The organism is Pseudomonas sp. FP2196, from assembly GCF_030687715.1.
Taxonomy (GTDB): domain Bacteria; phylum Pseudomonadota; class Gammaproteobacteria; order Pseudomonadales; family Pseudomonadaceae; genus Aquipseudomonas.
The window spans coordinates 4763164-4782777 of the sequence record NZ_CP117445.1 but is presented as its reverse complement, the minus strand read 5'-3'; the positions used below and the strand labels follow the sequence as shown (position 1 = coordinate 4782777).

At 59.5% G+C, this 19614-nt stretch carries 16 protein-coding genes and 1 pseudogene; 8 read left to right on the top strand and 9 right to left on the bottom strand.

All coding sequences use genetic code 11. The annotated features are described in order from the left end of the window. The first annotated feature begins 169 nt into the window (after positions 1-169). The gene (sbcB, locus tag PSH79_RS21450) at positions 170-1600 is read left to right on the top strand and encodes an exodeoxyribonuclease I (protein WP_305439464.1); all 1431 of its coding nucleotides are present in this window, start codon (positions 170-172) and stop codon (positions 1598-1600) included. 98 nt (positions 1601-1698) lie between these two features. Here the strand turns inward: sbcB and mvaT are convergent, their stop codons facing one another. Continuing rightward, positions 1699-2076 (bottom strand): histone-like nucleoid-structuring protein MvaT, encoded by a 378-nt coding sequence (gene mvaT, locus PSH79_RS21445; protein ID WP_007933316.1) that lies wholly within the window; start codon positions 2074-2076, stop codon positions 1699-1701. A 339-nt stretch (positions 2077-2415) separates the two neighbouring features. On the opposite strand from mvaT, the gene purU reads away from it, so the two are divergent. Together purU and PSH79_RS21435 are read left to right on the top strand one after the other, a co-directional pair. Then, complete coding sequence (gene purU, locus PSH79_RS21440; RefSeq protein ID WP_042560661.1) at positions 2416-3264, top strand: formyltetrahydrofolate deformylase; 849 nt, start codon at positions 2416-2418, stop codon at positions 3262-3264. Positions 3265-3350: 86 nt separating this feature from the next. Then, positions 3351-3527, top strand: a complete 177-nt coding sequence (locus PSH79_RS21435) for a hypothetical protein (RefSeq protein WP_305439463.1) — start codon at positions 3351-3353, stop codon at positions 3525-3527. Here PSH79_RS21435 and PSH79_RS21430 read toward each other — a convergent pair. The 5 genes and pseudogenes from PSH79_RS21430 to PSH79_RS28265 form a co-directional block, all read right to left on the bottom strand. Then, on the bottom strand, positions 3511-4509 hold the full coding sequence (locus PSH79_RS21430) for a lysylphosphatidylglycerol synthase transmembrane domain-containing protein (RefSeq protein WP_305439462.1): 999 nt from the start codon (positions 4507-4509) through the stop codon (positions 3511-3513). The genes PSH79_RS21435 and PSH79_RS21430 overlap by 17 nt on opposite strands. Further along, positions 4506-5282, bottom strand: coding sequence for a polysaccharide deacetylase family protein (locus PSH79_RS21425; protein ID WP_305439461.1), 777 nt, complete (start codon positions 5280-5282; stop codon positions 4506-4508). Before PSH79_RS21425 ends, PSH79_RS21430 begins: the two co-directional genes overlap by 4 nt. Next, the gene (locus PSH79_RS21420) at positions 5275-6387 is read right to left on the bottom strand and encodes a glycosyltransferase family 1 protein (RefSeq protein WP_305439459.1); all 1113 of its coding nucleotides are present in this window, start codon (positions 6385-6387) and stop codon (positions 5275-5277) included. The genes PSH79_RS21425 and PSH79_RS21420 overlap by 8 nt, the downstream gene beginning before the upstream one ends. Before the next feature lie 281 nt (positions 6388-6668). Next, positions 6669-7433: a methyl-accepting chemotaxis protein gene (locus PSH79_RS28270; protein WP_370872677.1), complete on the bottom strand. Its 765-nt coding sequence runs from the start codon at positions 7431-7433 to the stop codon at positions 6669-6671. A gap of 141 nt (positions 7434-7574) precedes the next feature. Further along, positions 7575-8414: pseudogene (locus PSH79_RS28265) on the bottom strand (cache and HAMP domain-containing protein); the annotation flags it as partial. A gap of 332 nt (positions 8415-8746) precedes the next feature. On the opposite strand from PSH79_RS28265, the gene PSH79_RS21410 reads away from it, so the two are divergent. Then, on the top strand, positions 8747-10225 hold the full coding sequence (locus PSH79_RS21410; RefSeq protein ID WP_305439457.1) for a helicase HerA-like domain-containing protein: 1479 nt from the start codon (positions 8747-8749) through the stop codon (positions 10223-10225). 79 nt (positions 10226-10304) lie between these two features. Here the strand turns inward: PSH79_RS21410 and PSH79_RS21405 are convergent, their stop codons facing one another. Then, positions 10305-10760 (bottom strand): DUF721 domain-containing protein, encoded by a 456-nt coding sequence (locus PSH79_RS21405; RefSeq protein ID WP_305439456.1) that lies wholly within the window; start codon positions 10758-10760, stop codon positions 10305-10307. Positions 10761-11067: 307 nt separating this feature from the next. Between PSH79_RS21405 and secA the strand changes: the two genes are divergently transcribed. From secA to PSH79_RS21385, 4 genes are all read left to right on the top strand, one after another. Then, positions 11068-13803 (top strand): preprotein translocase subunit SecA, encoded by a 2736-nt coding sequence (gene secA / locus PSH79_RS21400; RefSeq protein WP_305439454.1) that lies wholly within the window; start codon positions 11068-11070, stop codon positions 13801-13803. Positions 13804-13923: 120 nt separating this feature from the next. After that, positions 13924-15141, top strand: a complete 1218-nt coding sequence (argJ, locus tag PSH79_RS21395; RefSeq protein WP_305439452.1) for a bifunctional glutamate N-acetyltransferase/amino-acid acetyltransferase ArgJ — start codon at positions 13924-13926, stop codon at positions 15139-15141. A 143-nt stretch (positions 15142-15284) separates the two neighbouring features. Beyond that, positions 15285-15917 (top strand): glutathione S-transferase family protein, encoded by a 633-nt coding sequence (locus PSH79_RS21390; protein WP_305439451.1) that lies wholly within the window; start codon positions 15285-15287, stop codon positions 15915-15917. After that, positions 15914-16861 carry a Nudix family hydrolase gene (locus PSH79_RS21385; RefSeq protein ID WP_305439450.1) on the top strand — a complete coding sequence of 316 codons (948 nt, stop codon included), beginning with the start codon at positions 15914-15916 and terminating at the stop codon, positions 16859-16861. The genes PSH79_RS21390 and PSH79_RS21385 overlap by 4 nt, the downstream gene beginning before the upstream one ends. A gap of 120 nt (positions 16862-16981) precedes the next feature. Here the strand turns inward: PSH79_RS21385 and PSH79_RS21380 are convergent, their stop codons facing one another. Continuing rightward, on the bottom strand, positions 16982-17566 hold the full coding sequence (locus PSH79_RS21380; RefSeq protein WP_305439449.1) for a cob(I)yrinic acid a,c-diamide adenosyltransferase: 585 nt from the start codon (positions 17564-17566) through the stop codon (positions 16982-16984). Between the two features lie 3 nt (positions 17567-17569). Continuing rightward, positions 17570-19606 (bottom strand): PAS domain-containing sensor histidine kinase, encoded by a 2037-nt coding sequence (locus tag PSH79_RS21375; RefSeq protein WP_305439447.1) that lies wholly within the window; start codon positions 19604-19606, stop codon positions 17570-17572. Between the last annotated feature and the right edge of the window lie 8 nt (positions 19607-19614).

Genomic DNA, 19614 nt, shown 5'->3' with positions numbered 1-19614 from the left:
TGTTCGCCTGTTCGGGATGCAAGTGGGTCGATGCTAGCAGCCTCTCGGGGGAAAACGACATAACTATGTATTGCACAGCGTGTGACGCCAGGTGTTTGAATGACGCGAGGCTGGCCGCGACCGCGGTTGAACGCCTAGACTTCGCCGATCTTCAGTTCAGGAACCGCCCGTGACTTCCATCTTTTGGTACGACTACGAAACCACTGGCATCAATCCCCGCAGCGACCGCCCGCTGCAGGTCGCCGGGATTCGCACCGACCACGACCTCAACGAAATCGATGAGCCGGTCAACCTTTACTGCCAACCCAGCGAAGACATCCTGCCGCATCCGGCGGCGTGCGCAATCACTGGCATTACCCCGAGCCAGCTCGCCGACAAGGGCTTGAGCGAGGCCGATTTCATGACCCGGGTGCATGCGCAACTGGCCGCTCCCGGTACGTGTGGCGCTGGTTACAACACGTTGCGGTTCGACGACGAGATGACGCGCTACAGTTTGTACCGCAATTTCTTCGACCCGTACGCCCGCGAATGGCAGGGCGGCAACAGTCGCTGGGACCTGATCGATGTGGTCCGCGCCGCTTATGCGCTGCGTCCCGACGGGCTGGTCTGGCCGACCGATGACGAGGGGCGGGTAACGCTCAAGCTCGAGCGCCTGACGGCCGCCAATAATATTGATCATGGCCACGCCCACGAGGCGTTGTCGGATGTGCGCGCGACCATTGCCTTGGCGCGGCTGATCCGCGAGAAGCAGCCAAAACTGTATGACTGGTTGTTCCAGTTGCGCAGCAAGCAAAAGGTCATGGATCAGATTCGTCTGTTGCAGCCGCTGGTGCACATTTCCGGGCGATTCTCGGCGGCGCGCAGTTATGTCGGCGTGGTGCTGCCATTGGCCTGGCATCCGAAAAACCGCAATGCCTTGATCGTCTGCGACCTGCATCTGGATCCCCAGGGCTTGCTTGATCTCGATGCGCAGACCCTGCGCCAGCGCCTGTACACCCGCCGTGACGATTTGCTGGAAGGTGAGTTGCCGGTGCCGCTCAAACTGATTCATATCAATCGTTGCCCGGTGGTGGCGCCAACGTCGGTATTGCGTGCGCAAGATCAGCAGAGACTGGGGCTGGACATGGCGCTTTATCAGGAACGAGCGCTGCGACTAACTGACGCACAAGAAGTTTGGAAAGATAAAGTTGCGGCGATTTATGCCAGCGAAGACTTCACCCCGAGCGAGGATCCGGAACAACAGTTGTACGACGGATTTATCGGTGACCGCGACCGACGTCTATGTGAGCAAGTGAGAACGGCCGATCCTGTGCAATTAGCGCAAGAGCAATGGCCTTTCGATGATGAACGTTTGCCTGAATTACTCTTTCGATATCGAGCGCGTAACTTTCCCGACACCTTGAATTTTGAAGAGCAGGAACGTTGGCGAGTATTTTGTCAGCAGCGTTTGTCCGCGCCTGAATGGGGGGCTCCAAATACCCTGACATCTTTTACAGAGGCCGCAGAGAAATGGGCGCTTAGTGCGACGCCGGTGCAGAGTGCGGTGCTCAATGAATGGCAGAATTATGTCCAGGCATTACGCAAACGTTTGAATCTTTGAAATCGAACATGACCGGGTTAATTCCGGACATAAAAAAACGCCAGCATTCGCTGGCGTTTCTTTTTTACCGCAGATCAGTCTGCGGCAGGCGTTGCGGCTTAGCCCAGCAGGGTAGCCCAGCCTTCAACCACGTCACCGCCCCACTTGGCTTTCCACTCTTTCAGAGTTTTGTGGTTGCCACCTTTGGTTTCGATGACTTCGCCGTTGTGCGGGTTTTTGTATTGTTTAACTTTGCGAGCACGCTTGGTGCCGGTAGTTTTTACTGCGCCGCCGCGTGGAGCCTTGGTTTTGGATTCTGGATCCAACAGGGCGATGATGTCACGCAGGGACTTGGAGTATTCGCCCATCAGGGTGCGCAGTTTGCCTTCGAATTCCAGCTCGGTTTGCAGTTTGTCGTCTTGCGACAGGTTCTTCAAACGGGCTTGCAGCTCTTTGATAGCTTCTTCGGTGGCGCGATATTCGTTGATCAAGGACATGATTACTACCTTAGTAGAGTGCTGAGTGGCAGGGGACAGTGACGCAATAATAGTCAGGCTGTTTCATCAAGTAAACATTTAACCGGGGTTTTTATTTAAATTAGTTACAAGAATTAGCGGTAAATTGAATGTTCGGTTAAATAGTGTGATGCAGTCATCACAGATACTCACAGTTATCTGATCAAGCAGTACCTCCGAACCGCTGTGCCGTTGACGGTTGTCCCCGTCAAAAAGCTGTACGCCGGGGTGGGGCGAACGCCCCCGAGCTCATCAATACTGCAGTTTTGCTGCGCAGTCGCTAGAATGGCGGCCTTTGCGAAGTTCTGGAGTTTCCCCCTCATGCGCACTTTTCGGCTGGTGATTTCTTGCCCGGACCGCGTTGGCATTGTTGCCAAAGTCAGTAATTTTCTGGCATCCCATAATGGCTGGATCACCGAAGCGAGCCACCACTCGGATAATCAGGTGGGCTGGTTCTTCATGCGTCACGAGATTCGTGCCGATTCGTTGCCGTTCGGTATTGAAGTCTTGCGCGAGAAGTTTGCACCGATCGCCGAAGAGTTCTCGATGGACTGGCGCATCACCGACACCGAGCAGAAAAAACGCGTGGTGCTGATGGCCAGCCGCGAATCCCATTGCCTGGCCGACCTGCTGCACCGCTGGCACAGCGATGAACTGGACTGCGAAATTTCCTGCGTGATTTCCAACCACGATGATCTGCGTAGCATGGTCGAGTGGCACGGCATTCCTTATTACCACGTCCCGGTCAATCCGCAGGACAAGGAGCCGGCCTTCGCCGAAGTGTCGCGTCTGGTCAAACAGCACGACGCCGAAGTCGTGGTGCTGGCGCGCTACATGCAAATCCTGCCGCCGGCGCTGTGCCGCGAATACGCGCACCAGGTCATCAACATTCACCACAGCTTCCTGCCGTCGTTCGTCGGTGCCAAGCCGTACCACCAGGCCTCCCTGCGTGGCGTGAAACTGATCGGTGCGACCTGCCACTACGTGACCGAAGAGCTGGACGCCGGTCCGATCATCGAGCAGGACGTTGTCCGCGTCAGCCACAGCGACAGCATCGAAGACATGGTGCGTTTCGGTCGTGACGTCGAGAAGATGGTATTGGCGCGCGGCTTGCGTTATCACCTCGAAGATCGTGTGCTGGTCCATGGCAACAAGACTGTAGTGTTCTGATCGAACCACTCCATGCTTGAAAAACGAAGGGCTTGGGCGTTGAATCGCCCAAGCCCTTCGTCGTTTCAGAACCTGAGGACATGCAGATGAGCGATCCACTGGACAAAGCCACTTCCAAAGCGCCCGCGACATTGGGCGAGGGCTGTTTGAGTCGGTATGACCCGGATGACCTGAGTCCAGACGACGGGACGGAGTTTCCCGGCGCTGCCGAGTTGTGGGAGCAACTCAAGGATGAACAGGATGAGCCTAAGAAGCCTGCCTGACTTTCATCAGCTTTCTGATCAGCGGCCGGCCGAGCATTAACAGAAACACCGGTCCACCGACCACGAGATAGAAATAGAACGTCACAACCCGCCAGATCAGTATCGCCGCCGCCGCCGTGGATTTGCCGACCATCGGTGCCAATAGCGCCGCCGAGGTCAATTCTGCGGCACCTGCGCCGCCCGGCAGCAAGCTGAACTGGCCGGCACCCAGCGAGAGCATCTGTACCAGAAAACTCCACGCCCACTGCAAATCCGCCCCCAGTCCACGCAGCGCCAGATACAGCACGCTGTAGCGCAGCAGCCAGTGCACGCAGGTCAGGGCGAAGACTTTGCTCAAGGTCTGCCAAGGCAACTTCAACGTATCGATGAACGCGGCAAGAAAATGCAGCAGCTTGCGCGCCCAGCGGCGACGGGTGCTGGCGCGCACATTCATTCGGGCCAGCAGCCGTCCGCTCAGGCGAATCAATGGGCGGTGATAGCGCGCCAGCAGTACACAACTGCACAAACCGCCGAACAGCGACACGGCGCTGACGATCAGCAGCCATTCCATGCGATCGCTAAGGTGCTGGAACAGTGCGTAAATCAGAATCCCGCTCAGGGCGCAGAGAAAAAACAGCAAATCGCTCAACTGATCCATGGCAAACACCGCGCTGCCCCGGGCCGGGCGCACGCCGCTGCGGGCCAGCAACGCCATAATCGTCAGCGGCCCGCCGCTACCGCCGGGAGTTGCGCAGTAGGCGAATTCGGCGGCCATGACCACGCCAAGGCTTTTTATCGGCGTGACACGATCCCGTTGATCGCCGAGCAACAAACGCAGGCGCAAGGTATTGATGCCCCAGCACAGCAGGATCATGCCAAACATGATCAGCAGCCATTGCAGCGGAAAGCTTTGCAGGCGCGACCAGATTTCACTGCCACCGAGCAGCAGCGGGATCAGCACTGCGGCGAGCAGGCCGATCAACAACACAATGCCGCGGCTCATGCGGCGCGTTCCTGTTGACCGCGCTGTCGGGCGAGCCAGTTCACTTTGGTCATCGGTACGCGTCCTTCATTCAGCAGTCGTTCAAGGATGTTCAGCCAGTAATGGCGGGAGAATTCGTGGCGCATGTCCACCGGGTGCAAGCCTAGCCGAATCACCGGCGCTTGGCGCCAGTGCTGCTCACGCTGGTCGCTGATGATCTTCGACAGACCGCGACGCCAGGCGCTGCGGGCGCTCCAGACCAGGCCCGGGGCATCAATGGGGGTGAAATCCGGTAAATGATAGAGATGCTGCGGGTCGCTGGTGTAGCTCAGCGGCAATTCGCGCAGCGCCTGACGCGTGCCTTCGCTCATCAGCCAGGCCGGGGCCACGAAGCCGTGGAGCGGCCAGTCGTAGCGCTGGAACAGCTCAATGCCTGCGCGCAGTCGGGCGAGAGCGGCTTCTTGGGACAAGCGATAGAACTCGCCTTCATGGGTATAAATACGGCGCATGAACCAGTCGCGAGGCGTGGTCGGACCGGGCTCCCTGTCGTCATGAAAATAGCCGTGCAAGGCCAATTCGTCGCCACGAGCGACGCGTGCGCTCAGCAGTTGACGAAAGTCCGTGTGAGTCTCGAGGCTGTCCTGTCGATGGAAGTCCGGCACCACCAGCCAGGTCATGGGTACATCGCCCAAAGCATCGACGGCTTCAACAAAGGGTTGGTAATCCGTCCAGGTCGATGGGGCCACGTCGTGCAGCACCAGCAGCACGGCGGGCCGATTGAGCGAGTCAGCCATTAGCCACCCGTGGAATCGCATGGCCGAGGACGGCGTGATAGTGACTGAGCAGACTGTCGACCACCGTGTCCCAGGCGTAATGCCGTTCGACATGCTGGCGCGCTTGCTGGCCGAGTTTCACGCTGTTGCGACTGAACAATTCCCGGACGGCATTGGCCATGGCCTGGGGATTGTTCGGCGCACACAGCAGGCCGCAGGACTCAGTGACGATTTCTTCGAACGCCCCGGCCGCCACAGCGACCACTGGAATACCGCTGGCCATCGCTTCAAGGATCACCAGACCGAAGGTTTCCTGATCGCCGGCATGCAACAACGCATCGGCACTGGCCATCAGGCGTGCCACGGTCGGTGCCGGGCAGAACTCATCGATGACGCTGACGTTGTCCGGCACTGCAGTCGGCATCGCCGAGCCGACCAGCAACAAGTGATAGCGCGAGCCAAGACGCTGCATGCACTTGAGCAAGACCGGCAGGTTTTTCTCTTTCGAACCGCGCCCGGCGAAGATCAGCAGGCGGGCGTCTTCGGCAATGCCCAGCTCGGCCCGCAAGTCCGGGTCGCGGGCGCCGGGGTGAAAGGTTTGCAGATCAACGCCCAGCGGCTGCACGAAAACGTTGCGCACGCCCAGGCCTGTGAGTTTGTCAGCCATCACCTGACTGGGCGCGAGAACCCGGTCGAAGTTGCCATACAACTTGGTGACATAGGCCTCGACGTTGGGCGTGACCCAATGACCCATACGGTTGCTGACCAACAGCGGCAAGTCCGAGTGATAGAAACCGATCACCGGCACATCCAGTTGCCGCCGGGCATCCAGCGCGGCCCATGCCGTGAGGTAGGGATCGCCGACTTCGATCAGATCGGGCTGCAACCCCTGCAAGACATTTCGCCAGGGAGCCAGACGTACGGGGAAGCGGTAACCCTTGCCGAAGGGCAGGGCGGGGGCGGGAACCGTGTAAACGCCATCGTGTTCACCGAAATGCGCGCCGGGGATCAGCAAACTGTGACGAATCCCAGGCTTGACGCTCAATCGACGGTGTTTTGCATCCAGATAAGTACGTACGCCACCGCTGGCCGGGGCGTAGAACATGGTGATGTCGGCGATATGCACGGTGATCGTCCCTCCGCAGTGGGTCTCCCTTGGTTGACCTTTATCCAGAATAGATGTTCGGTCGGGATTTTTGCGGTGAAACAAAGAGCAGCCCTCACCCTGACCCTCTCCCGGAGGAGAGGGGACTGACCGAGGTGGATATTGGAATTACATCGACCTGGGCGTTCGAGTCGAACTCAGGTTTTGAAAGGCTTGAAGATCGGCTCCCTTTCCCCCTCGCCCCCTGGGGGGCGGTCCGACGTTTCGGGAGGGCTGGGGTGAGGGAGCAAAGTTCTTGATCTTCAGATGCGGAAGCTGCCAACCAATTGCTTCAGACGCGAAGCCTGCTGCTCCAGATCCGAGCAGGCACGCAAGGTCGCATGCAGGTTCTCCACGCCTTCCTGATTCAGCGTATTGATCTCGGTGATATCGACGTTGATCGACTCAACCACGGCGGTTTGTTCCTCGGTCGCCGTAGCCACCGACTGGTTCATCCCGTCGATCTCGCCAATACGTTGGGTGACGCTGTTCAAGCGCTCGCCCGCCAGGTTGGCGATTTCCACGCTGTCCTGGCTGTGGCGCTGGCTATCGCTCATGGTGCTCACCGATTCACGGGCGCCGACTTGCAGTTCCTCGATCATGGTCTGCACCTGCTGCGCCGACTCCTGGGTGCGGTGGGCGAGGTTACGCACTTCGTCCGCCACCACGGCAAATCCGCGCCCGGCTTCACCGGCACGCGCGGCTTCAATCGCCGCGTTGAGCGCCAGCAGGTTGGTTTGCTGGGAAATACTGGTGATCACTTCGAGAATCTGCCCGATGTTCACGGTTTTGCTGTTCAGCGACTCGATATTGCTGCTCGACGCGCTGAGCATGCTCGACAGTTGATTCATCGCCTTGATGCTGCGATCCACCACTTGCTGGCCGTCTTCGGCGAGGCCGCGGGCGTCGCTGGCCTGGTTCGAGGCTTGCGCGGCGTTGCGGGCGATTTCCTGGGCGGCGGCGCCAAGTTGGTTGATCGCGGCGGCGACACTGCTGGTGCGCGAGGCTTGCTGGTCAGAGTTGTACATCGACGAGTTCGACGCCGCGACCACGCGCAGGGCGACTTCGTTAACCTGCCCGGTGGCCGACGACACTTCGCGGATCGAGCCATGAATACGCTCGACAAAACGGTTGAACGCGGTACCGAGTACACCGAATTCATCGTTATTGACGATAGTCAGGCGTTTGGTCAGGTCACCTTCGCCGTCGGCGATGTCTTCCATGGCACGGGTCATGACGTGCAGCGGCTGGATCAGGATGCGGATCAGCATACCGAGCAGGGCAATGATGATCGCTACGGCAATCACCGTTGCGATGACTGCCGAGGTGCGGAACTCGCTGAGCATGGCGAACGCCTGGTCTTTGTCCACCGACAGGCCGATGTACCAGTTCACCGACGGCAGGCCCTTGATCGGGGCGAAAGTGACGATGCGGGTCTTGCCATCGACAGTGACTTCACTGAAGTCGCTGCTGATGCGCGGGGTGTCCTGCGGATAGGCCTCCTTCAGTGATTTCATCACCAGGGCTTTGTCCGGGTGCACGAGGATCTTGCCGTCGGCGCTGACCAGGAACACATAACCCATGCCGTCGAAATCCCGGGCGGCCAGGGTGTCGACCAGTGATTGCAGGCTCAAGTCACCGCCGACCACGCCAACGCTCTGACCGGCCTTTTTCGAGGCGGTGGCGATGGAGATGATCAACTGGCCGGTCGCGGCGTCGATGTACGGTTCGGTCAGGGTCGGCGTGCTGCTGCTCTCGGCACCTTTGTACCAAGGACGAACGCGTGGATCGAAACCGTCCGGCATCTTCACGTCCGGACGGATGGTGAAGTGACCGGTGGCATCGCCCAGGTAGGTCGCCATGAACGTCGAGGTCAGGGACTTCTGTTCCAGCAGGCTGGCGACATTGGTCGGTTCCGGGTTGATGGCGATGTTCTGGGCAGCGTTCTCGACCAGCAGAATGCGGCCGCTGAGCCAGGTCTGAATATTGCCGGCGGTGACCTCGCCCATCTCGTTGAGATAGTTGTTCAGGTCATCGCGGATCGCATTGCGCTGCAACCAATCGTTGTAGAGCGTGAACGAGGCGAAAGCGGCGATGACGATGAGGGCGGCGGCAAGCAAAATTTTATGGCTGAAGCGCAGGTTTTTGTTCATGGCTTGGGGTTCCGCTAAGGTCTTAATGTCCTGGGCGTGCTTTTATAAAGACGCTCGATATGGGCAAGGGTGAAAAAAACTGATATTTCCGTCTCTCCTTAGGGAAATGTCCGACCCGACTTTTCAGTCAGGTTCACGCCTTTATTTATCGGCCATCGCGAACTAAAGATTAACCATTGGGTGACAAAATGCCTGACTCATCGCAACTCGTAATCGGCGCCGATCTCGCGGGGCAACCGCTCGCCCAGGCCATGCGCCTGGCCAACCGACACGGACTGGTTGCCGGCGCGACCGGCACCGGTAAAACCGTGACTTTGCAACGTCTGGCCGAAGCCTTCAGCGACGCGGGCGTCGCGGTGTTTGCCGCTGATATCAAGGGCGATCTGTGCGGCCTCGGTGCCGCCGGCAACCCGCAGGGCAAGGTCGCCGAGCGCATCGCCGGAATGCCTTTTCTCAACTACAAGCCGCAGGCTTATCCGGTGACGTTGTGGGACATTCACGGTCAGTCCGGTCATCCGCTGCGCACTACGTTGAGCGAAATGGGCCCGCTGCTGATCGGCAGCCTGCTCGAACTCACCGACAGTCAGCAGTCGGCGCTGTACGCGGCGTTCAAGGTCGCCGATCGCGAAGGCCTGTTGTTGCTGGATCTGAAGGATCTGAAAGCGCTGCTCAATCACCTCAAGGACAATCCACAGCTGTTGGGCGAAGACGCCGCGCTGATGACCACCGGTTCCAGTCAGGCGCTGTTGCGCCGTCTGGCGACCCTTGAGCAGCAGGGTGCCGAAGCCTTGTTTGGCGAGCCGGCGCTGCAACTGGAAGACATCCTGCAACCGGCTGCCGATGGCCGTGGGCGCATTCATCTGCTCGATGCCAGCCGTCTGGTGCACGAGGCGCCGAAGGTTTATGCGACGTTTCTGTTATGGCTGCTGGCCGAACTGTTCGAGCAGTTGCCGGAGCGCGGCGATGCCGATAAACCGCTGTTGGCGCTGTTTTTCGATGAGGCGCACTTGTTGTTTGGCGATACGCCAAAGGCGTTGCAGGAGCGGCTGGAGCAGGTGGTGCGGTTGATCCGTTCCAAGGGCGTGGGCGTGTACTTCGTCACTCAATCGCCGACGGATTTGCCGGATGACGTGCTGGCGCAACTGGGGCTGCGCATCCAGCACGGCCTGCGTGCATTCACTGCAAAAGAGCAGAAATCCCTGCGTGCCGTGGCCGATGGGTTCCGGCCTAATCCGGCGTTCGACAGTCTGTCGGTGCTGACCGAGCTCGGGATCGGTGAGGCGTTGGTCGGTACGCTTGCCGAGAAAGGCACGCCGGAAATGGTTCAACGCGTGTTGGTCGCACCGCCACAATCGCGGATCGGGCCGTTGACCGAAGCCGAGCGAACAATGCTGATTGCCGGATCGCCGTTCAAGGGGCGCTATGACAAACCGGTTGATCGGGAGTCGGCTTATGAAATCCTGATGGGGCGTAAAGGGTTGGCCCCGGAGGCCGAAGCGCCGGCAGCTACTCAAGAACCGAGTCTGGCGGACAGGGCCGGCGAGTTCCTGGGTACCGCGGCAGGGCAGGCGCTGAAGTCGGCGATGCGTCAAGCGGCCAACAATCTGGGCAAGCAATTGGTGCGTGGTCTGATGGGTTCGCTGCTCGGAGGCACCAAACGCCGCTAAAAGCAAAGATCGCAGCCTGCGGCAGCGCCTACAGGGGATTGCATTCCAACTGTAGGCGCTGCCCCAGGCTGCGATTTTTTCAGGTCTTGGCTTTGGCGTGCGCCGCAAGGCGTTCCAGCGCCGCCCGCAGATTCGGATCACTGATCCCGTCCGCCGTGGCCTGAATGGTCGCCGCCGCATCCGTCGACAGATCCATCGTATGCCCGGTCGCCCCGCGCTGAACCGTCGGCGGCTGCACCTTGAACAGAATCCGCGTCAGGCTGGCGAATTCGTCGAACATCTGCAATTGCCGTTGCAAGCGCTTTTGCTGATAGCGCAGGCGAGTGGCCCAATGACCATCGGTGACAATTAACAGGAGACTGCCCTCACGCCACGACGCCACATGGCAATGTTCGCGGGCGGCGGGTTGCAGTTGGCTTTCGAGCAGGCGCTGCAGGTGACCCAGTCGTTGGGCATGGCCGAGGATGGCTTTGAGCGGCTTGGCTTCGCGTAGCAAAACGGCGGGTGCTCTGGCCGTAAGAGGGCGAAACGCCATGATCGAACACCTGAAGTAACAGAAGCGCCATGGTAGCAGAAAGCAGTGAAATCACTCGCCCATTGCTTTTGCCCCTGCTTTGCCCATTAAATCAACGACTAACTTCTTTTCCATATGACTTGAAGTTGAGCAAAACGCCCCTATTTTAAGTGAGCCCCGTCAAAGCGCAGTGCCAGCATCGTGGAACATCGCCACTTTCCTCACCACCGTTTCCGGGTAGAATGCTCGTTCGCATGCGGCCATGAGGGCTGCACGGGCGACTCACGGGGCCGCCCTCCATCCCTTTAGTGTGGAAGATCCTGCCGATATGTTTGCGCCTTTGTTAAAGAAACTTTTTGGAAGCAAGAACGAGCGTGAAGTCAAACGCATGCTCAAGACGGTGCAGCTCGTCAATGCCTTCGAAGAGCAAATGGTGGCCCTTTCGGACGATCAATTGCGCGCCAAGACCGATGAGTTCAAGGCCCGCATCGCCAAAGGGGAAACCCTCGACAAGCTGTTGCCAGAAGCCTTCGCGGTCGCCCGCGAAGCCGGCAAGCGCATCATGGGTATGCGCCACTTCGACGTGCAACTCGTCGGTGGCATGACCTTGCATGAAGGCAAGATCGCCGAAATGCGTACCGGTGAGGGTAAAACCCTCGTGGCTACCCTGGGTGTTTACCTCAACGCACTGTCCGGCAAGGGCGTGCACGTTGTGACGGTGAACGACTACCTGGCCCGCCGTGACGCCAACTGGATGCGTCCGCTGTATGAATTCCTCGGCCTGACCGTCGGCGTCGTGACGCCGTTCCAGCCGCCGGAAGAAAAGCGCCTCGCTTACGCAGCCGACATCACCTATGGCACCAACAACGAATTCGGTTTCGACTACCTGCGCGACAATATGGCGTTCAGCATGGAAGAAAAATTCCAGCGCGAACTCAATTTTGCCGTGATCGACGAAGTCGACTCCATCCTCATCGACGAAGCGCGTACTCCGCTGATCATTTCCGGTCAGGCCGAGGACAGCTCCAAGCTGTACATGGAGATCAACAAACTGATCCCGCAGCTGGAACTGCACGTCGAAGAAGTCGAAGGCGAAGTCACCAAGGCTGGCCACTACACAGTCGACGAGAAGACCCGTCAGGTCGAACTCAACGAAGCCGGTCACCAGTTCATCGAAGACATGCTCACCCGTGTCGGCCTGCTGGCTGAAGGCGAGAGCCTGTACTCGGCGCATAACCTGGGCCTGCTGACCCACGTTTATGCCGGTCTGCGTGCGCACAAGCTGTTCAATCGCAACATTGAATACATTGTGCAGGACGGTCAGGTCGTACTGGTCGACGAACACACCGGTCGTACCATGCCGGGCCGTCGTTTGTCCGAAGGCCTGCACCAGGCTATCGAAGCGAAAGAAGGTCTGAACATTCAGGCCGAGAGCCAGACCCTGGCATCGACCACGTTCCAGAACTACTTCCGTCTGTACACCAAGCTGTCCGGCATGACCGGTACCGCTGACACCGAAGCGTTCGAATTCCACCAGATCTATGGTCTGGAAGTCATGGTCATTCCGCCGAACAAGCCATTGGCGCGTAAGGACTTCAACGACCTGGTGTTCCTGACTGCCGAAGAGAAATACGCGGCGATCGTGACGGACATCAAGGAAAGCATGGCCGCTGGCCGTCCGGTGCTGGTGGGTACTGCGACCATCGAAACTTCCGAGCACATGTCCGCATTGCTCGTGAAGGAAGGCATCGAACACAAGGTTCTGAACGCCAAGTTCCACGAAAAAGAAGCCGAGATCATCGCGCAGGCCGGTCGTCCGGGCGCCCTGACCATCGCCACCAACATGGCCGGTCGTGGTACCGACATCCTGTTGGGCGGTAACTGGGAAGTTGAAGTTGCCTCGCTGGAAGACCCGACCCCTGAGCAGATCGCCCAGATCAAGGCCGACTGGCAGAAGCGTCACCAACAAGTGCTGGAGTCCGGCGGTTTGCAGGTGATTGCATCCGAGCGTCACGAATCCCGTCGTATCGACAACCAGCTGCGTGGCCGTGCCGGCCGTCAGGGTGACGCCGGTTCCAGCCGCTTCTACCTGTCGCTGGAAGACAGCCTGATGCGTATCTTCGCCTCTGACCGGGTTAAGAACTTCATGAAAGCCCTGGGCATGCAGCCAGGTGAAGCGATCGAGCACCGCATGGTGACCAACGCGATCGAGAAGGCGCAGCGCAAGGTTGAAGGCCGCAACTTCGACATTCGTAAGCAACTGCTTGAGTTCGACGACGTTAACAACGAACAGCGTAAAGTGATTTATCACATGCGTAACACGTTGCTGGCCGCCGACAACATCGGTGAAACCATCGCCGACTTCCGTCAGGACGTACTGAACGCGACCGTCAGCGCCCACATTCCGCCGCAATCGCTGCCAGAGCAGTGGGACGTCGCCGGTCTGGAAGCTTCGCTGCAGAGCGACTTCGGTGTGGCGTTGCCAATCCAGCAATGGCTCGACGAAGACGATCACCTGTACGAAGAAACCCTGCGCGAGAAGCTCATGACCGAGCTGATGGCCGCGTACAACGAGAAAGAAGATCAGGCCGGTGCCGAAGCACTGCGCTCCTTCGAGAAGCAAATCGTTCTGCGCGTACTGGACGACCTGTGGAAAGACCACCTGTCGACCATGGATCACCTGCGTCACGGCATCCACCTGCGTGGCTACGCTCAGAAGAACCCGAAGCAGGAATACAAGCGCGAGTCGTTCACGCTGTTCTCCGAGCTGCTGGATTCGATCAAGCGCGACTCGATCCGTGTGCTGTCGCACGTTCAGGTTCGCCGTGAAGATCCGGAAGCCGAAGAGCAACGTCTGCGTCAGGAAGCCGAAGCACTGGCCGCCCGCATGCAGTTCGAACACGCCGAAGCCCCTGGTCTTGAGCAGCCGGAAATCCTCGGTGAAGAGGTCGACGTAGCCCTCGCCACCGCCCCGGTTCGCAATGACCAGAAGCTGGGCCGCAACGAACTGTGCTACTGCGGTTCGGGCAAGAAATTCAAGCATTGCCACGGGCAGATCCAGTAAAACCCGTTTCAATCGCTGAAATACCCGCGCCGCGACCGGCATAAGCCGTCGCGGCGTTTTGCCATTTAAACCACCGCTTTCAAATGGCGGTGCTGACTTCATTGAGTAAGGAGCGCATTCATGGCTGTTGGTCTTGGTCCTTTGCCAACGTTGCACCCGGTTGCCGGTTTTGAACTCGGTATCGCCTCGGCCGGCATCAAGCGCCCCGGGCGCAAGGATGTCGTGGTGATGCGCTGCGCCGAAGGTTCGACCGTGGCGGGCGTATTCACGTTGAACGCCTTTTGTGCCGCACCGGTGATTCTGGCGAAAAAGCGCGTGCAGAACGCTGTGCGTTACCTGCTGACCAACACCGGCAATGCCAATGCCGGCACCGGTGAGCCTGGCCTCGCTGCTGCCGAGCGCACCTGCGCCAAACTGGCCGAACTGACCGGCGTTGCTGCTGACCAGATCCTGCCGTACTCCACCGGTGTCATCGGCGAGCCATTGCCGGTCGAGAAAATTGAAGGTGCCTTGCAAGCCGCACTGGATGATCTGTCGGAAAACAACTGGGAAGCGGCCGCCACCGGCATCATGACCACCGACACCCTGCCCAAAGGTGCCAGCCGCCAGTTCCAGCATGACGGCGTGACCATCACCGTTACCGGCATCAGCAAAGGCGCGGGCATGATTCGTCCGAACATGGCGACCATGCTCGGCTACATCGCGACCGACGCCAAAGTCTCCCGAGATGTCCTGCAAAACCTGATGCTCGACGGCGCCAACAAGTCGTTCAACCGCATCACTATCGACGGCGACACTTCGACTAACGACTGCTGCATGCTGATCGCCACCGGTAAGGCTGCCCTGCCGGAAATCACCCGTGCGGAAGGCGAGCTGTTCGCCAAACTCAAGCAAGCAGTGTTCGAAGTGTGCATGGACGTGGCTCAGGCCATCGTGCGTGACGGTGAAGGCGCAACCAAGTTCGTCACCGTTGAAGTCAACGGCGGCGGCAATCATCAGGAATGCCTGGACGTCGGTTACACCGTGGCCCACTCGCCGCTGATCAAGACCGCGCTGTTTGCCTCCGACCCGAACTGGGGCCGTATTCTGGCGGCTGTCGGCCGTGCCGGTGTGCCGGATCTGGACGTGAGCAAGATCGACGTGTTCCTCGGCGAGGTGTGCATTGCCAGCCGTGGTGCTCGCGCCGCGACCTACACTGAGGCGCAAGGCTCAGCGGTCATGCAGCAGGAAGAGATCACCATCCGTATCGAGTTGGGGCGCGGCGATTGCAGCGAAACCATCTGGACCACCGACCTGTCGCATGAATACGTGAAGATCAACGCCGAATACCGCACCTGATCCGAGACTGCGTCGCTGTAAATGCCAGCAGGCTGGCTCCCACAGGATTTTCGCGTTCCCCTGTAGGAGTGAGCCTGCTCGCGATGGCGGCCGCTCAGACACCACAAGTCTTGAAGCTTCCACTGACGAAAAGGCGCCACACTATGTCCCTGCACCTGATCATCGGCGACAAACTGCTTTCCTCCTGGTCCCTGCGCGCCGCCCTGGCGCTGGAACTGACCGGCGCGCCCTACACCGAAGAGCTGATCAAGCTCGGCAAGCCTGATACCCGCGAGCGGATACTCAAGCATTCGCCGACCGCCAAGGTGCCGCTGCTGCAAACCGCCCGCGGAACCATTGCCGATTCCCTGGCGATTGCCGAATACCTGGCCGAGCAGTTCCCGTCTGAACAGCTGTGGCCAACCGACCTCTTCGCTCGCGCCCAAGCCCGATCTGCCTGCGCACAAATGCACAGCGGCTTCTTCGCCATGCGCAACCACATGCCGTTCAACCTGAGCCACAACGCGCCGCTGAACCCGGTGCCGCCAGAAGTGAAGGTCGATATCGAGCGCATGCTCGCCTTGTGGGCTGAATGCCGTGCCGTCGCCACTGAAGACGGGCCGTACCTGTTTGGTCGTGTGAGTCTGGCTGATGCGTTCTTCGCCCCGATTGCCGTGCGCTTGCGCACCTATCAGGTGAAGCTGCCGACCGCCGACGAAGCCTATGTTGAAACCGTCTACCAATGGCCGGCCTTCAAGGCCTGGCAAAAGGCTGGACTGGAGGAGTTGACCCCGTGAAACGCGTACATGTCGCCGCTGCCGTCATTCGTGACGACAGTGGCAAGATTCTTATCGCCCGCCGTGCCGACATCCAGCATCAGGGTGGTTTGTGGGAGTTTCCCGGTGGCAAGGTCGAGGCTGACGAGTCGGTCGAAACCGCGCTGGCCCGAGAGCTGCACGAAGAGTTGGGCATCGTCGTTGGCGCTGCCCGGCCATTGATCAAGGTGCGTCACGATTACCCGGACAAACAGGTGTTGCTGGATGTCTGGGAAGTCTCGAGCTTCAGCGGCGAACCCCACGGTGCCGAAGGTCAGCCATTGGCCTGGGTGACCGCGAAGGAGCTCGTAAATTACGAGTTTCCGGCGGCCAACCAGCCAATCGTCGCCGCGGCACGTTTGCCAGCCGAATACCTTATTACTCCGGAAGATCTGGAAACCCCGGCGTTGTTACGTGGCATCCAGAAGGCAATTGCCGGCGGGATCAAATTGATCCAGCTGCGTGCGCCCAATGGCTACGATCCGAAGTACCGTGATCTGGCAGTGGATGCGGCCGGTCTGTGTGCGGGCAAGGCGCAGTTGATGATCAAGGGGCCGTTCGAATGGCTCGGTGATTTTCCGTCCGCCGGTTGGCACATTACCGCCGCGCAACTGCGCAAGTACGCAGCGGCGGGGCGCCCGTTGCCCGCGGAGCGTTGGTTGGCGGCGTCTTGCCATAACGCCGAAGAACTGGCGCTGGCCGAACAGATGGGCGTCGATTTCGTGACCCTGTCGCCGGTGCAGCCGACGTTGACTCATCCGGATGCGCAGCCGTTGGGCTGGGAGCAGGCTTCGACGTTGATCGAGGGCTTCAGCAAACCGGTGTTCGTGCTGGGCGGGGTTGGCCCGGCTGAGCGCGAAAAGGCCTGGGGTGTTGGTGCGCAGGGTGTGGCGGGGATTCGGGCGTTCTGGCCAGATTCTCTGTAAAGGCTGCTGGCGTCATCGCTGGCAAGCCAGCTCCCACAGGTTTGAGTGTGTACCCAACATTTGTGAGTGACATAAAACCCTGTGGGAGCTGGCTTGCCAGCGATAGCGTCCTGACAGGCGCTATATATCCTGAGGTTTTGGCGCCGGCTGCCACAAAATCTCCGCAATCCCTTGCCGCCGCGCAATCACTCGCGCCGCCACAAACAACAAATCCGACAACCGATTGATATACGCCAACCCAACCCCGGCCAACGGCTCGATCGCATTCAAATGCTGACAGCGCCGCTCGGCACTCCTCGCCAGACTGCGACACACATGGGCCTGAGCAATCAGCATCGAGCCGCCCGGCAAAATGAAATTCTCCAGCGGCCCCAGCTCCTCATTCCACACATCAATCGCCGCTTCCAACCGTTCGATTTCCGCCTCGTTCAGTGCCTGGTATTCCGGCATTGCCAACTCGCCACCCAGATCGAACAGCCGATGCTGACACGGCGCCAACACCTCAATCAGCTCATTCAAGCCAGGCGTAGCTTCACGCTCGGCAAGCAGTCCGGCCAGCAACACGCCCACCTGACTGTTCAGCGTATCGACTTCACCAATCGCCTCGATACGCGGGTGATCCTTGGGCACACGGCGGCCATCGCCCAGGCCGGTTTCGCCTTTGTCGCCGGTGCGGGTGTAGATTTTCGACAGGCGAAAGCCCATGGGTTACCTCGATAATTGATTGGTTTCTGCAGCGATGGCAGTGGGTTGGGCCAGCGGCAGGCGCAAGGTGAAGCATGTGCCTTGCCCGGGCGCTGACTGCACTTCCATCTGCCCTTTGTGGTTGTTGGTGATAATGAAGTACGACACTGACAAGCCAAGGCCTGTGCCCTGACCGATTTCCTTGGTGGTGAAGAACGGTTCGAAGGTGCGTTTGCGCACGTTCTCGCTCATGCCGATGCCGTTGTCCTCGACCTGAATCTCGGCCCACGGCGGATTGAGTCGGGTACGCAGGATGATCCGCCCCGGTTCGCTGTCGTCTTCGCGCTGATGAATGGCCTGTGCGGCGTTTTTCAATAGATTGAGCAGCACTTGTTCCAGCTCGTTGGCCGTGCCCGGCACCGGCCCCAGCGCCGGGTCGAATTGGCGGATGATCGCCTGACCCTTGAAATCAAAACCGATGGCCAGATCGAAGTCGTTGCCGGCGATTTCAACCGCTTGATCGATCAGTGCCGGCAGATCGCACGGGGCCATTTGCCGAGTGCTGCGCCGGCTGAAACTGAGCATGTGAGTGACGATTTTTGCTGCCCGCGCTCCGGCCTGTTGAATGCCATCGAGCAGTTTCGGGACTTCCCGGCCTTGCAGATAACGGTTGACCGTGTCCAGCTCGATGCCCAGTTGCTCGGCGGTTTCGAGGTTCTTCGGCAGATCCGCTGACAGGCGCCGGCGGATGTTCTGCACGTTATGCAGGATCGCGCCCAGCGGGTTGTTGATTTCATGGGCCATGCCCGCCGCGAGGCCGCCGACCGAGAGCATTTTTTCCGACTGCACCATCATCTCTTCCAGCGACAGACGCTGGGTGATGTCGTCGATGCGGATCACCACACCACGCCCGGCGCCGCCCATCAGCGGGTAGAACGTCAGTGCGTAATGCTTGGGCTCTTCGTCCTTGAACCAGGTCACGCGTTCGATTTTCGCCACAGTGTGTTGCTCGACGGTCTGCTTGAGCTGCGGCAGAAACGGCTTGAGCGGCTCGAAGGCGAGAAATATCGGCTGGTTCAGCGCTTCGTCGAGCCGGGTGCCGGAGAGGGCGCTGGCTTCCTGGTTCCATTGGGTGACGTAGAGCTGTTCATCAAGGGCGATCAGCGCCGACGGCATCGAGTCGATGATGCTGTTGAGGTAGTTCTGGAAGCCCGTGAGTTTCTTCTCGATCTTGCTGCGCACCTGGACTTCCAGTTCCAGCTTGCGGTTGGTGTGGCGGGTTTCCTCGGCCAGGCCCTGAGCCTGATCGTAAGCGGCTTGCGAGTCATCGCGGGCGCGCTTGAGTTGCTGTTCCCGGGCTTCGATACGCGAGAGCATGGTGTTGAACGCTTCGGCGAGGCTGCCGATTTCGTCGTGGTTACCGCGCGAAGCGCGCAGGGCGTAGTTCTCTTCGCGGGTCACCTGACGCGACAACTCTTCAAGCTGATGGATCGGCCGGGTGATCAGCCGCTTGATTTGCCGGGCAATCACCAGCCACAGCAGCACGCTGAAGATCAGGATGCCAAGACTGGCCGTCAGCGTGCCGGTGTAGAACGCCATCGGCAATTCGCTACTGGCGACCAGTAATAGATGGCCCGGCGCTGTGCCGGGGCGGGGCAGGGTGATCAGTTGATTGCTGCGAAACTCGGTGAGTTGCCAAGCCTCAATGTGCCGGTAACGTTCCGGCAGATTGAGTTTGTCACCGTGCTGCACTTGCGCGAGCCTTTCGCCCTTGCCGTCATACAGGGCGGCAGCGCGCAGTGGAGAATAGCTGTCGAGCTCCTTGAGCAGCCGTTCGGCACTCTGCGGTGATTGCAGGGCTTCGCTGACCAGACTCGGATTGGAAATCAACCGGCCGATGGTCTGCAAGGCCTGTGGGGCCATGCTTTCCTGGGAGATGTAATAGGCGGCGCTGATAAAGGTCAGGTTGGCGACCAGCAGGACAGTGGTCAACAGCACCAGCAGGGCGGCCAGCAGTTTCTGGCCGACCGGCAGGTTTTCGAGGCGCTGGCGCAATGGCATCAGGTTTA

Excerpts from the sequence above, each read along its gene's own strand:
- PSH79_RS21390 (WP_305439451.1), top strand. The coding sequence starts at position 15,285 with ATGTCCCTGCACCTGATCATCGGCGACAAACTGCTTTCCTCCTGGTCC.
- PSH79_RS21435 (WP_305439463.1), top strand. The coding sequence starts at position 3,351 with ATGAGCGATCCACTGGACAAAGCCACTTCCAAAGCGCCCGCGACATTG.
- purU (WP_042560661.1), top strand. The coding sequence starts at position 2,416 with ATGCGCACTTTTCGGCTGGTGATTTCTTGCCCGGACCGCGTTGGCATT.
- secA (WP_305439454.1), top strand. The coding sequence starts at position 11,068 with ATGTTTGCGCCTTTGTTAAAGAAACTTTTTGGAAGCAAGAACGAGCGT.
- PSH79_RS21380 (WP_305439449.1), bottom strand. The coding sequence starts at position 17,566 with ATGGGCTTTCGCCTGTCGAAAATCTACACCCGCACCGGCGACAAAGGC.
- argJ (WP_305439452.1), top strand. The coding sequence starts at position 13,924 with ATGGCTGTTGGTCTTGGTCCTTTGCCAACGTTGCACCCGGTTGCCGGT.
- PSH79_RS21425 (WP_305439461.1), bottom strand. The coding sequence starts at position 5,282 with ATGGCTGACTCGCTCAATCGGCCCGCCGTGCTGCTGGTGCTGCACGAC.
- PSH79_RS21430 (WP_305439462.1), bottom strand. The coding sequence starts at position 4,509 with ATGAGCCGCGGCATTGTGTTGTTGATCGGCCTGCTCGCCGCAGTGCTG.
- PSH79_RS21410 (WP_305439457.1), top strand. The coding sequence starts at position 8,747 with ATGCCTGACTCATCGCAACTCGTAATCGGCGCCGATCTCGCGGGGCAA.
- PSH79_RS21375 (WP_305439447.1), bottom strand. The coding sequence starts at position 19,606 with ATGCCATTGCGCCAGCGCCTCGAAAACCTGCCGGTCGGCCAGAAACTG.
- mvaT (WP_007933316.1), bottom strand. The coding sequence starts at position 2,076 with ATGTCCTTGATCAACGAATATCGCGCCACCGAAGAAGCTATCAAAGAG.
- PSH79_RS21405 (WP_305439456.1), bottom strand. The coding sequence starts at position 10,760 with ATGGCGTTTCGCCCTCTTACGGCCAGAGCACCCGCCGTTTTGCTACGC.
- PSH79_RS28270 (WP_370872677.1), bottom strand. The coding sequence starts at position 7,433 with ATGTACAACTCTGACCAGCAAGCCTCGCGCACCAGCAGTGTCGCCGCC.